General features: G+C 60.7%; 11 protein-coding genes. 5 read left to right on the forward strand and 6 right to left on the reverse strand.

What is annotated here, in order from left to right; translation table 11 throughout:
* Nucleotides 1-12 precede the first annotated feature (12 nt).
* The 6 genes from IPK17_RS27750 to IPK17_RS27775 all read right to left on the reverse strand — a co-directional run bounded on the left by IPK17_RS27750 (nt 13) and on the right by IPK17_RS27775 (nt 5,520).
* Nucleotides 13-1,092 carry a glycoside hydrolase family 172 protein gene (locus IPK17_RS27750; RefSeq protein WP_343420942.1) on the reverse strand — a complete coding sequence of 360 codons (1,080 nt, stop codon included), beginning with the start codon at nt 1,090-1,092 and terminating at the stop codon, nt 13-15.
* 8 nt (nt 1,093-1,100) lie between these two features.
* On the reverse strand, nt 1,101-1,784 hold the full coding sequence (locus IPK17_RS27755; protein WP_343420943.1) for a GntR family transcriptional regulator: 684 nt from the start codon (nt 1,782-1,784) through the stop codon (nt 1,101-1,103).
* A gap of 209 nt (nt 1,785-1,993) precedes the next feature.
* A complete protein-coding gene (locus IPK17_RS27760; RefSeq protein ID WP_343420944.1) occupies nt 1,994-3,463 on the reverse strand; it encodes a serine hydrolase domain-containing protein in 1,470 nt (489 codons plus the stop codon).
* 162 nt (nt 3,464-3,625) lie between these two features.
* Complete coding sequence (locus IPK17_RS27765) at nt 3,626-4,273, reverse strand: zinc-binding dehydrogenase (protein WP_343420945.1); 648 nt, start codon at nt 4,271-4,273, stop codon at nt 3,626-3,628.
* A gap of 7 nt (nt 4,274-4,280) precedes the next feature.
* Nucleotides 4,281-4,634, reverse strand: a complete 354-nt coding sequence (locus tag IPK17_RS27770) for an alcohol dehydrogenase catalytic domain-containing protein (protein WP_343420946.1) — start codon at nt 4,632-4,634, stop codon at nt 4,281-4,283.
* A gap of 58 nt (nt 4,635-4,692) precedes the next feature.
* Nucleotides 4,693-5,520: a DUF1684 domain-containing protein gene (locus IPK17_RS27775; protein WP_343420947.1), complete on the reverse strand. Its 828-nt coding sequence runs from the start codon at nt 5,518-5,520 to the stop codon at nt 4,693-4,695.
* 380 nt (nt 5,521-5,900) lie between these two features.
* On the opposite strand from IPK17_RS27775, the gene IPK17_RS27780 reads away from it, so the two are divergent.
* From IPK17_RS27780 to cheB, 5 genes are all read left to right on the forward strand, one after another.
* Nucleotides 5,901-7,508 (forward strand): CheR family methyltransferase, encoded by a 1,608-nt coding sequence (locus IPK17_RS27780; RefSeq protein ID WP_343420948.1) that lies wholly within the window; start codon nt 5,901-5,903, stop codon nt 7,506-7,508.
* A 3-nt stretch (nt 7,509-7,511) separates the two neighbouring features.
* Nucleotides 7,512-8,066, forward strand: a complete 555-nt coding sequence (locus IPK17_RS27785; RefSeq protein WP_343420949.1) for a chemotaxis protein CheW — start codon at nt 7,512-7,514, stop codon at nt 8,064-8,066.
* Nucleotides 8,067-8,141: 75 nt separating this feature from the next.
* The gene (locus IPK17_RS27790; RefSeq protein WP_343420950.1) at nt 8,142-10,328 is read left to right on the forward strand and encodes a methyl-accepting chemotaxis protein; all 2,187 of its coding nucleotides are present in this window, start codon (nt 8,142-8,144) and stop codon (nt 10,326-10,328) included.
* A 17-nt stretch (nt 10,329-10,345) separates the two neighbouring features.
* The gene (locus IPK17_RS27795) at nt 10,346-12,664 is read left to right on the forward strand and encodes a hybrid sensor histidine kinase/response regulator (protein WP_343420951.1); all 2,319 of its coding nucleotides are present in this window, start codon (nt 10,346-10,348) and stop codon (nt 12,662-12,664) included.
* A 32-nt stretch (nt 12,665-12,696) separates the two neighbouring features.
* Nucleotides 12,697-13,752 (forward strand): chemotaxis-specific protein-glutamate methyltransferase CheB, encoded by a 1,056-nt coding sequence (gene cheB / locus IPK17_RS27800; RefSeq protein WP_343420952.1) that lies wholly within the window; start codon nt 12,697-12,699, stop codon nt 13,750-13,752.
* Nucleotides 13,753-13,754 lie beyond the last annotated feature (2 nt).

Consider the following 13,754-nt stretch of genomic DNA (forward strand, 5'->3'; position numbering starts at 1 on the left):
TTCAGTTTCGTCCTAGTTCGTTTCCAGCCCATTGCGATCCGGCAGCGCGGGGAATGGGGCATGGGGTTCTGTTTGATACCAAAAAACTGTCGACGCAATATCGTCTTGCAGCGGCAGATAGCGACCCTCCGGGCGCCAGCCGAGCGCCTGAATGGTCACGCGCAGCGCCGTCTGAAAGCGGATCGGGTCCATGATGTGCCAGCGGTACATACCAAAGCGCATCTGCGAGCGGTACAGGCCATCCGGCTTGATCACCTGTGAGAGGCCAGAATACGGCGAGCTGAACACGCCATATTCGCCCGCGGGATGCTCAAAGTTCCACGCGCCGCCGAAGTAGTCTTCCGTACCTGTGCCGCAGATCGTCGGATACTCGGCATCATCATCCATGTAGAACTTGATCTCGCCTTCGCCCCACCACCCGTTGTTGTTGACGCCCCATGCCAGATAGGTGCCGACATACTGCCCCTGCCCGACCACGTCATCCAACAGCGTGTGCACCTGCATATACGGCAGTGGATTGTTCCGGCGATACTGCGCATGGAAGTACGCGGCATCCTCCGGCACGTCGGTCAGCGTATACGTCACCTGATAATAGAGCGCGTTGCTCTGCTCATCCGTCAGGTTCTCGACCGTGATGCGCGCGCCCTGCCGGAACGGCATCTCCCAGTAGCAGTTAAACCCGCCCGCCGGATTCACCGCGACCGCCAGTGAGGTCACATTGCTGCGCACGCCCCAGCCATTGCAGAAGAAATCGCCGAGCGGGACTTCCACCGAGGGCGTCGCTTCGCCATCCCAGTACATGCGGATAATCACGCGCCGCCACCAATCCGGATGAATGGTCAGCCAAATGTGTTGAATCGCCCCGCTGCCGCTGATCTCCGCGATGGTGTGCTCGGTCTTGGCAGGGATGTGAATGCTCGGCGACAGCTTCCAGCCCTGCCCGAGTTCGCGCGCCGAACGCGCCCCGGTCCCGCTCGTTGCCATGCCGCCTTGCCCCGCGGCCCCCGTGAAGTTCTCCGGGCTGATCGAGCGCGTCTGCGCGTTGGACAGACGTGAGAGCGACCCCAACGACATATTCAAACCGTTGTACATAAAGTCTCCTAATCTTTTCGCGTTTCTTGTTCTACTAAACTGCGCAGCACGTTCAGCGACCGCCGGATGTGTTCTTCAATCACGGTGCGCGCCCGCTCCCCATCGCGTGAGCAGCACGCATCGAGGATGTCTTGATGCTCGGCGTTGATGATGGGGTGCCGATCTTTGCTAGAAAGATAACGATAGCGGTAGCGTTCCGCCAGATCCCACCACGCCGAAAGCACTTCAGTGAGGTAGGTGTTCCCCGCTGTGCTGTAGATCGTGAAGTGAAAGGTGCGGTTCGATCGCAAAAAATCCTCGTAGCGGTCAGCTTCCATGGCGGCGCGCATCGCATCCAGCACCGACTTAAGCTCGCTCAATTGCTCATCCGTCAAACGCGGCACCGCCTGCGCCGCCACCTGACCTTCCACGAGACAGCGCGCTTCATATAAGTTTTCGAGATCGGTCAGGGAAGATTTCGCCACAAACGCCCCGCGCCGCGGAATGATCTGCACCAAGCCCTCGCTGGCCAGCGCTTTCAGGGCTTCGCGCACGGGGATGAGGCTGGTGTTGAGTTCGGTCGCTAACTGCGTCTGGTCAATGCGGGTGCCGGGGGGCAAAGTTCCGCGGAGAATCGCTTCGCGGATGCGTTCTTGAGCAATGCCGGACACAGTTTTGATGCCATCTTCAATGGGTTTGAGCATTTTGCTCATGGTAACAACCTTGCATTAAATCCACTTTACACTTTTAAGACTAATTATAAAGTAGAATTTATATAGTACCATCCACCCACCACGGGCACGCGTCACCGTGAGCAGACAGCCCTTGAGTCGGTAATCGATGACGTCTACGACCGGAAGTACAGGCTGTACCCCAAAGGGCAGACCAATGCGTCTGCCCCTCCATGAGGATTTTCGAAACGCTACTTTTGGCTCAATACCCCATGCAGCGTCGGGCCTTCGACCGGACTGAATCCGACATTCCCGCGCTGCTCAATCGTCACCTGATCATCTGAGAAACGGCACGTCATCGTCCACGCGAACGGCGTCTCAACCCACCACAGTTTCGCGGTAAAGGTGGATTCATCGGTCCACGCGCCGCTGGCGGCAAGCGGCCACGCACCCGGGCGCATGATCACCAATCCAACGAAGGCCGCATCACGCGGGTGGAGAATCGCCGATCCACGTACCCAGCGTCCATGCCCAAAGGTGAGCCGCTGCGGCGTTTTCCCTTTGCCAAATGTGATCACGGTTTCGTCCGCGCCAAACTCAAAACACAGCGATTTGAGGCGATCAGGGTTCGCCGCCATTTGATAGGTGCGCCCGCTGATCGAGCCCGATAAGCCAACGCTGACCGCACCCTGCGGCGTAGTGAGCTGTAAGCTCGCCAGCTTGCGCGTGAGCGCGCTCTGCGCGGCGCTATCGTCCAGCAGCGGCGCTGACTGAAAGGCCGGGAGCAAATGTTCCCATGCCAGCGCCATCGGCTTCCCCATATCGCCCAGACCGGAGGTCATGACCAGCACGGCGTCCTGTTCGGGCATGACAATGCAGTACTGTCCAAATGCTCCGTCGCCGCGATACAGATTGTGTCGACAGCGCCAGAATTGATAGCCATAGCCCTGTGCCCAATCGTTATTGGGGTCATCGCCATTGCTCACCTGCCAACGGATCGCGGTTTCGACCCAGCTCTCAGGCATAAGCTGCTGCCCGCACCACAGACCTTTTTGCAGGTACAGTTGCCCGAAAGCAGCGATATCCTCCGTCGTGATGTGGAGTCCCCATCCGCCGGTATTGATCAACTGCGGCGAAACTTCCCAGAACGGGCTTTGAATGCCAAGCGGTTCGAACAGACGCGGACGCAGATAATCCACCATCCGTTCGCCCGTCACCTGCGTGACAATGGCCGACAGCACATAAGTCGCCATCGAATTATAGAGGAAGTGCGTGCCCGGCTCGTACTTTACGGGGTGCGTCAGAAACGCCCGCACCCAGCTCTTCAACGTCTGCGCGCGCGTCCGCAAGGACGGTTCGGTCTCGTGTCCTGTCGCCATCGAAAGCAAATGACGTACCCGCATGGCTCGTAAATGCTCGCTGACCCGAGCGGGGGTTTCATCGGGGAAAAACTTCAGGACTGGGTCGTCAAGTGACAGGCGGCCTTCGGTGATCAGCAGCCCAATCGCACTCGACGTGAAACTTTTACTCAACGAAAATAAGGCGTGCGGGTCGTCCCGGCGAAACGGTTCCCACCACCCTTCGGCGATGATATGTCCATGGCGCAGCAGCATAAAACTGTGCACCGCCTCGACATCGCGCTCCAGCGCGGCGACGAAGTTGTGAATAGCCGTGGAGGAAACGCCTTGGGCTTCGGGGGTACTGTAGGGGAAACGGGACATAAGCTTGGTTCTCCGGGTTGGGCCAGCGCCCCGCCTCTGCGGGGGTGATGCGGCAAAATCGAGCCAACTGTACCACGTAGTCGCGCAACGGGGATGAGACCGGATTGGTCTGCACAGAAAACCGGATGCTCGCTGGAGCATCCGGTCAATTTTGGGTCAAGGTCAAAGATTAAAGTGCACTTTCACACGTTTGGGATCTTTTTCGGCGAGTTCCAGACCACGAGCAAAATCGTCGAGCGGAAGCTGATGCGAGATCAGCGGTTCGACCTGCACCGCGCCGCTCTTGATCAACGTGATGGCCTGCGGGAACGTCCGGTTGACGGCAAAGCTGCCAATGATCTTGAGATCGCGGCGGAAAACTTCATAGGCGGGGAACTTGACATACGTGCCAACCGGAGTCACGCCGAACACCCACACTTTGCCGCGCGGTTTCACGTAGGCGAACGTGCTTTCCAGCACCGCCGGTATGCCCGTCGCATCGACCACAATCTCGAAGCCATCCGGCGCGATGGCTTTGAGCTTTGCCGCCTGCCCCGCGTCCGCCACCACCGTTGCCGACGCGCCCAACCGCTCAGCCATTTCCAAGCGCCACGGCACGACATCGCTCACGACGACGCGGGCCGCCCCCGCGCTTCTGAGACTTTGCGCGACCAGTACACCCATCGGGCCCGCGCCAATCACGAGGGCACTGTCACCGGGCTGCACCTCCACCTGCTTGAGTCCCCACACCACGCACGCCAGCGGTTCGATCAGCGCGGCAGCGGAATAGCTCATGTCGCCGATGTGGAAGGTGTTGCCTTCTGGCACCACGACGTATTCAGCGAAAGCCGCCGCTGCGCGTCACGCCGACCGCCCGCAGATCGCGGCACTGGTTCGGCTCATTGCGCTGGCAGTAATCACATTTATTGCAGGGGATGTTTGGGTCCGCTGTGACGCGGTCGCCCACCTGGAAGTTGCGCACATGGGCGCCAACCGCCACGACTTCACCACTGAACTCATGTCCGGGAATCAGCGGATATGTCGCCTCGTATTCCCCTTTGAAGATGTGCAAATCAGTGCCGCAGATGCCCGCCGCTCGTACCCTGATGAGGACGTCATCCGCGCCGATTGTCGGTTCGTCGACAAGCGCCACCGCTGCTGCGCCGGGGCGTATGATCTGGGCCGCTTTCATCGTGAATTCTCCATCGCCAAGCCGCATATGGTACAGAGTTTACCACTCTGGATGTGCTTTAGGGCAGCTTTTCGCCTGCGTAAATGGGAATGGGCAGGTGATTCTCTTTCGGAGCGAGCGGGCACGTCGCATAGGGTGTGAAGGCGCACGGCGGTGACACGGCTTTGTTGAAGTCGAGGTCGACGATGTTGTCGGCCTGCAACGGCGCATACAGGAAGCGCGCGGCCCCGTAGGTCGTGCTGCCGCTCGTGCCATCGCGCAGCACCAGCCACAGCAGATCATCACCTTCATCAAACACTTCGAGCTGCTGCGAAGTACCGTGCAGTTCAAACGTGACCACGCCCGGATTGCGATAGATCACCGTCGTGCCAATGACCGTCTCAACTTCGATCTGACGTCCATCAGGATGCGCGTGGAACGTACCGACGACCCGATAGGCGGGATCGACCGGGAACCACTGCCGCCCGCCGAAAGTGCGCCGCGCCGCGCTCTCGACATCGCGCACGCGCAGCGCCAAGCGTTCACCGCGCTTGATCACGAAGAAGGTTACGCCGTCGATTTGCACCAGCGTGATGTGTTCACCCTCGTAATACAGCACCGCCTCACGGGAGGGAACGCCATCGATAAGCACGTCGGCGTCCGCGGTGATGTGCAGCGTCGCGGCACCCTCGGTCAGCGTGATCACGCCGAGCTGGGCGGGCAAGCGTTCGGGCAAAACGACCGCCCCACTGGGATCACTCCCGATAGTGTTCACGCCCTCGTCCAGCCAACACAGGCCAACGACCGTCAGCCACCCGATTTCCGAGCGCAGCCGCGCCTCTTGTTCTGCGCGCCAAGCTTCAATCGCGGTCGTGTAAGCGGTGTGATCGTCCATGGTCGTTGTCATGATCGCGTCCTCAAATTCAACAAGTCAGTGCGGGTAGGCCAAACCCGTAACAGTGTATAAGCGATTTGGCGAAGCGCAAGTGTTGATTACCGTCCCAACTCTAGCTGCAGCTCTCGATAATATCGAATTATTCGACTTCCATTCAATTAACACTTATGACAAGTGGTTGGCGCGCCCTCTACCCTGCCTCCTGTCAAACGCGCCTTTTCAGTCGCGTTTGACAGGAGAGCAAGCATGTCATACGTCACCCTTAACTATTAAATTGGCGATTGTCGTAACCTTACGGAATCAAGTAGCGATCCCCTCATATAATTAAGAAAAGCTAGAGAAACAGAATAGCTTTCGAGGTATTTTAATTCATTACCCGACAGTGACTGATAATGGCACTCAATCCGCTGCTTGCAATGATTGAACGCCGGACGGGAACGCAGCTCAAAGACAGCCGCCTCGACCGGATCCACAACTTTATCAACGAACTCCTGACGACGACCTCGCTGTCTGACCTGATCAATACGCTCAGCCAGCAAAGTCTCAATTCGCCCTTGTGGCAGCAGATCATTCAGGAGATCACCGTCGGGGAAACCTACTTCTTCCGGAATCAACCGCAATTCAACGCCCTGCGCGACCTGATTCTGCCCGGTCTCATCGCCCAGCGCCGCGCTCAGGGTCAGCGTTACCTGCGGCTGTGGAGTGCAGCCTGTTCGACGGGCGAAGAGCCGTATTCGCTGGCCATTCTGCTGCGGGAACTCCTGCCGGACTGGCGCGATTGGTCGCTGTTCATTCTGGCGACCGACATCAATCACGCCGTGCTCGAGGCCGCTGCTGCCGGGCAGTACCGCGCCGGGTCGTTCCGCGGCGAAACGCCGATCCACGTGCAGGGTCGTTGGTTTCAGCAGAAAAACGGGCTCTATCACCTCGATCAATCGGTGCGCCAGATGGTCAGCTTTCAGCAGATCAATCTCATTGAAAGCTCGTATCCGAGTCTGGACACCTACACCATCAATCACGATGTCGTCCTGTGTCGCAATGTGACCATCTACTTTGATAACGCCCAGACGCAAGAAGTGATCAACCGGTTGTACGGGTCGTTGCGCGACGATGGCTGGCTGTTCGTCGGGCACTCCGAGCCGCAGCTCCACGTCTATGACGCCTTCCATATGCGTCACTACGACGGGACGATCATCTACCAGAAGCCGAGCGCCGAAAAACCGCTGATTCCCAAACGCGACGCGGTCGAAGTGCCGCCGCTGCCGCCGCGCCCGACCGGGATGCTGACACCCCCCGCGACGGGCACGCTGCGTCCACGCGGCACGGGCATGTTGACGCCGCCCGCCACCGGCACCTTGACGCCCCGCGGCACCGGGATGCTGACCCCACCTGCCACCGGAACACTCACGCCGCGCGGCACAGGTATGTTGACGCAGCCCGGGACGGGCACCCTGCCAACACGCCAGACCGGGCCGCTCACGCCCCCCGCAACGGGCACACTCCGGCCCCGCGGCACGGGCATGCTGACACCCCCCGCTACCGGGACGTTAACGCCGCGCGGAACGGGTATGCTGCCCCCGCTGAAAACGACGCCGCCCGAACCGACAGAGTCCGAGAAGCTGGTGCTCGAAGCGCGCCGCGCCGCCGACATCGAAGACTGGCCCACGGCGGTCAGCCTGCTTGAACAGGTCGAAGAGAGTCAGCGCTATAACCCGCTGTTCCACTTTGTCCGCGCGCTCATCCTCGCGCAGTCCGACATGGACAGCGCGTTGGAAGCGCTGGCGCAAGCCGTGTACTGCGACCCGCGTTTCGCCCTCGGGCATTACTGGCTCGGCGAACTGTGGGCGCAGCGCGGCGCGATCCATCGGGCGACGACCTTCTGGCGGCGCGCCAGCAAAGCGCTCGAAGGCCTGCCGGACAGCACCGCCATTCCGGGTGAAAAAGAAATGACTGCGCTCTCACTACGCGAAATGCTCGCTTACCGGTTGGGGAATGCATAAATCATGAGCAACCTATCAACACACGATGCCCTGTTCGGGCATTTCACCACCGAGGAACTCGATGTCTTACAGGAACGCGCGCGCACGCTCGCGCAAACGGGGCAAACGGCCAGCGCGGTCGAAGAGCGGAATCTGCTCACAATTCAGGTGGGGTCGGAACGCTACGCCCTGCACATGGACAGTTTGCTCGCCATTCACGACAACATCGCCGTGACGCCGATCCCGTGCACGCCCGCTTACGTGCGCGGTATCGCCAACCTGCGCGGGCATCTGGTCACCGTGCTGGATCTGGCGCTGCTGTTGAATGGCACCGCCGGCGATTACGCCGCCGGGGGCAAACTGCTCCTGTTGGAAGCCGGCGCGGAACAGGTCGCCCTGCTGATTAACCAGACCGAATCCGTGAGCAGCTACGCTGTCGATACCATTCGACCGCTGCCGCTGGAACTCGATCACATTCGAAACGCACTGGGCATCCTCGCCGATGGCGTGGTGCTCATCGATATCAAGGCGCTGGTGGACGACCCGGCGCTCATCGTCAATGCCGAAATCGCGCTGTAGTCGTCTGCAAGCACTCAGTTCGCATAACGTAACGCTCAATCTTTGTCATTCGAGCTGCACTTAGGAAAGAAAACCGTGAACACACACAAGCTCTCGTTTCTCCGATCCATCCGCGGTCAACTGGTCGTCGCGTTCCTCGGCCTGGCACTGGTCCCGCTGCTCGTCATGGGCGGAATCTCGTTCATCAGCGCCCAAAATTCACTGCAGGACAGCATCGTCAACACCCTCGACAGTCTGGGAAATGCCAAAGCCTACCAGATCAACACGTGGATTAAAGATACCGGGCGCATCGCCGAAGCACTGGCGGCGGACCCCACCATCGCCGGTCAGGCGGGCGTAACCGACATCGGTCTGCACGTCATCGCCAGTCTGCGGGGCCAACCGGAAAACCGGGCGGTCTACGATGCCGCCGTCGAGGGCGCTCGCGCCGCCATGCTGGCGACCGTCAATACCTACAATCGGGTCGATGCGGCCTTCCTGATCAATTCCAGCGGCTTAATCGTCGTCTCGACCAATCAGGATCTCATCCCCGACGGGACGCATGTGGATGACATCGGGAATATCGATTTCGACGCCGGGCTTGTGGGGACAAACGTGAGCGATATTGTTCGCAGCGTGGACGGTGTGACCCGCGTCTTCATCGTCGTCACCCCCGTGAAGGGTGTCAATGGGGTAACCATTGGCGTCGTCGCTATGCGCGTGAACGTGAATACGGTCAACGAAATTCTGGCGGATTACGCCGGGCTCGGCGCTACCGGCGAAGCGTATCTCATCGGGATTAACGACCACCTGATGCGGACGCCGTCGCGCTTCGTCACGACGAATTTTGAACAGCAGCGCGTCGAAACGTATGCCGTCCAGCAGGCGACTTCCGGTTCATCGGAAAACAGTGGGCAATATGCCGACTACCGCGGCGATCAGGTGATCGGGAACTGGCACGTCATCGAGGGTACCGAGTGGATCATCATCACTGAGATTGATACCAGCGAAGCCTTCGCTCCGGTGAGCAATCTGGGTGGCGTCATCATCATTGTGACGGTTATTGTCATCATCGCCATCCTGCTCATCAGCTTCGGCATCGCCAATTCCATCGCCCGCCCCATTGCGGCCATCACACAGGCGGCCACGCGCGTGGCTAATGGCGACCTCAACGCGCAGGCGAACATTAGCAGTCGGAGCGAGATCGGGCTGCTGGCGAACGCCTTCAACCAAATGACCGACAATCTGCGCCAGATGGTCGAAACGGAACGCGAGAGCAAAGAACGGCTCGAATCAACGGTTGCCGGCTACACCAGCTTCATCGAATCCGTCGCCAAGGGCAACCTGAAAAATCGCCTGAACCTGAATGGTGGTGGCATGGACGACGACCTCGTGCGGATGGGCAAGAACCTCAATACGATGGTCGAGAACCTGCGCGACATGGCGCAGCAAATTCGCGATACCGTCTCCGGCGTTTCCTCGACCGTCGTGCAAATTCAGGCAGCCACCGTCCAGCAGACCGCGGCCGCGACTGAGCAGGATGCCTCAGTGACGCAAACGGTCGCCACCGTCGAAGAAGTCCGCGCCACCGTCCAGCAGACCGCTACCCGCGCGCAAACCGTGGCGACGGCGTCGCAGAGTTCGGTGCTGGTCTCGCGGAACGGGGAACAGGCCGTCATCGACACGCTGCAAGGCATGGAAACACTGCGCCAGCGCGTCCACGACATTGCCGAAAACATCCTCATGCTTTCGGAACGCACACAGCAAATTGGCGAAATCATCTACACGGTGAATGCGCTCGCCGAACAGTCCAAGCTGCTTGCGCTCAACGCCAGCATCGAAGCGGCACGCGCTGGTGAAGAAGGCAAGGGCTTCGCCGTCGTCGCGATGGAAGTCCGGCAGCTGGCAGAACAGTCGCGCGAAGCGACGTCGCACGTGCGCCACATCCTCAGCGAAATTCAGCAGGCGACGAATGCCGCCGTTATGGTCACTGAGGAAGGCAGCAAGGGCGCGGAAAGCGGCATGAAGATGGCGCAGAACGCCGGCGAATCGATCCGCAACCTCGCGACCACGATTGAAGAAGCGGCGCAGGCGGCCATGCAGATCGCGGCCAGCACTAACCAGCAGATCAACGGTATGGATCAACTCGCCGCCGCCATGACGCAGATTCAGCAGGCGGCCACGCAAACCGCCGCCAGCACCCGTCAAACCGAGCAGAGTATGCGCCAGTTGAATGATATGGCGCATCGTCTGGAAGCTGCGGTCAAGCGTTACGATATCTAGTCGAAGCGGGAAAAATCATGCCTGCGCTAAACCACGACAGTCTTATGCAGCAGCTTCTGCAGACGTTTCGCGATGAGAGCGAAGACCATCTGCGCGTGATCAACGCCGCGCTGCTGCAGTACGAACGGTCGGATGTCCCGGAACAGCGGCAGGAGGCCATTCAATCGGCCTTCCGCGCCGCGCACAGCCTCAAGGGAGCGGCGCGCGCCGTCTCCCTCGGCGAGGTGCAAAAGCTCGCCCATGCCATGGAGACGGTGTTCCAGAACATTCGTGATCATCAGGCTCAGCTCTATCCGACCGACGCGGATCGGCTGTATGACGCGCTGGATTTGCTCAAGGCGCATCTGAACGGCGAGTCGCCCTCCGTCACCGAGCTCGCCAACCTGCTCTTTCAGATCGGCGGACAGCCGCCGCCGGATGCTCCGGCAATCCCGGCGCCGCCTCCCGTCAACCTGCCCGAAGTCGACGCGCCGCCCGCGTTCCAGACGACCGAAATGCCGGTCAGCCTGCCGCCGCTGGAACCACCGCCTGCGCCAGTCGCGCCGGTCGCCGTTCCCGCTCCGGTCAGCCCGACGACCGAAGTCGAACCTGCGCCCAGCGTCGTCCACTCTCCCGTGCGGGATCCCGGTCGCGAGACGATCCGGGTATCGCTCCGCAAGCTTGACGATCTCATGGCGGAAGTGGGCGAAATGCTGGTGACGCGCAGCGCCGCCTCTGTCCGGCAGGCCGATATTCGCGCCATCCGGCGCATGCTCGACAGTTGGGCGAAGTCGTCCACAGAAATCAAGATGGTGCTCAAGCGCCAGAGTAACGCCGTGCTGCTCGACATGTACACCGCGCACGCCGACTTGATGCAAACGCTGATTGACTCGTTTGAGCAACTCGAACAGGCGAACCTGCGGGACAGCGCTAACCTCGGCATTCTCACCGACAATCTGCAGGACAAGGTGCGCCGCCTGCGCATGATCCCGTTCAGCTCCCAGCGCTTGCACCTCGAACGCGCGGTGCGCGAAACGGCGCGCCAGAGCGGGAAGCAGGTGCGCTTCGAGATCGTCGGCGAACATACCGAGCTGGATAAGCAGGTGCTCGAAACGCTCAAAGCGCCGCTGATCCATCTGCTGGGCAACGCGGTCGTCCACGGCATCGAAGACGCCGATCAGCGCCGCGCGCTCGGCAAGCACGAAGACGGTTACATCGGGCTGTACGTGCAGCAGCGCGGCGGCGAAGTCTGGATCCACGTGACCGACGACGGGCGCGGCTTCGACAGCGGACGCATTCAGGCGGCGTATCAAGCGCGCTATGGCGAACTGCCGAGCGGCGAGAGCGTGGTCGGGCTGGCCTTTGCCGCGGGCGTCAGCACCGCCGAAAACGTCAGCGAACTATCCGGGCGCGGGGTCGGTCTCGACGTCGTCAACGACGCGGTGACTACACTGCATGGCCGGGTGAGCGTCAATACGGTCGCCAATGAAGGCACCACCATCACCCTGAGCGTGCCGACCTCGCTCGCCATCACCCGCAACCTGATGGTGCGCGTGAGCGACGAAGTCTACGCGCTGCCGCTGCTCGCCGTCGACAAATTGCTGCCCATCGAAAACGTGCTGTCGGTCGGCGGCCGCTCCGCCATCCAGTTTGGCGAGAAAACCATTCCGCTGGTCTCGCTGGCACAGCTCTTGCGCCGCAGCGAAGCGCCTATTGTCAACGGGCAGCAAAACCGGCTCGCGCTGATCATCGCGGTGGGCGACCGCACGCTGGCCGTCTCCGTTGATGATGTGCTGACCGAAATGGAACTCGCGATCAAACCGCTGCCGAATCCGCTCAGCCGCGTGCCGATGGTCTCCGGCGTGGCCCTACAGGCCAGCGGTCAGCCCGTGATCGTGTTGAACCCGGGCGATTTCCTGACTGCCTACCGCAGCGCGCGCTTCGAATTCAAGCCGCAGCCTGTGACTCCGAAGAATGCGCCTGAACTTCCCGCGATTCAAGTGCTCGTCGTCGACGACTCGATCACAACACGCACGCTGGAACGTAACATTCTGGAAGCGGCGGGCTACGACGTTATCACGGCGACCGATGGGCAGGAAGCGCTAAACCGTCTGCAAGAGAACGAAGACATCAAGATTGTCATCAGCGACGTGGAAATGCCGAACCTCAGCGGTTTGGGTCTGACCCGGGCGATCCGGGCGGACGCGCAGTACCAGGACCTACCCGTGATCCTCGTCACATCGCGCGAACGCGATGAAGATCGGCAGGAAGGCATGGTCGCGGGCGCGAATGCGTACATCGTCAAGCGCGGTTTTGATCAAACCGAGCTGCTCGGCATCATCGATCAACTGCTGTAATCCGTGAACCAACGTAGAGAAGGAAAATCTCTGTGATCCGTGTACTCATTGTCGACGACTCACCCACTTCACGCGCGCTCATGCGCCACATTGTCCAGGGTCAGAGTGACATGCAAATTGTGGGCGAAGCTGAAAATGGACATCAGGCGGTCGAAATGACCCGCGCCCACCGCCCGAATGTTATCCTGATGGATATCGTCATGCCGTTCATGGACGGCCTGGAAGCGACCAAGATCATCATGGCGCAAACGCCCACCCCCATCGTCATGGTGAGCGGCGCGATTGAAGGTCAGGAGACCGAAATGGCGTTCCGCGCCATCCGGCAAGGCGCGCTGTCGCTGCTGCCCAAGCCAGTCGGCCCGCAGGACCCGGAATTTCCGGAACAGGCCGCGCGCATCACGTCGAACCTGCGTGCATTGGCGGGCGTGCGCGTCATCCATCACATCACCCGCCCGCAGAACAGCGCGGGTCAGCCGATGCAGACCACGCTCCAGCAAACCGTCGAAAGCCAACCGGAGATCGTCGCCATCGTCGCCTCGACGGGCGGCCCCGCGGCGCTCGCCGAAATCGTACAAGGGCTGGCCCCTGACTTCAAACTGCCCGTGGTCATCGTCCAGCACATCGCCAAGGATTTCCTCGAATCGCTGGTGAGCTGGCTGAACCGCATCACCCCGCTGCATGTCGAGCTGGCGGTCGCCGGGCAGAAGCTGCGCCCCGGTCACGTCACCTTCGCCCCTACGGGCAAGCATCTCGTCTTCGATGCGGAAAAGCGCATCGCCTTCACGCCGACGCCGCAGCATCCGCACATGCCTTCCGGTGACGTGCTGCTCGCCAGCGTCGCCGAACGCTATGGTTCATCGGCGATTGGCGTAGTGCTGACCGGGATGGGCGCAGACGGCGCGACGGGTCTGCTGGACATGCGGCGCAAGGGTGCCGTCACCATCGCGCAGGACGCGGCGACGAGCGCCGTCTATGGAATGCCCAAAGAAGCCGCCAACAACGGTGCCGCGCAGCATGTGCTGCCCTTAACGTCGATTCCGCGCGTGCTTAATAACCTAGCACAAGGCGTTTCGATCGCAGAAAGTTGATC

Source organism: Candidatus Flexifilum breve (genome assembly GCF_016713355.1).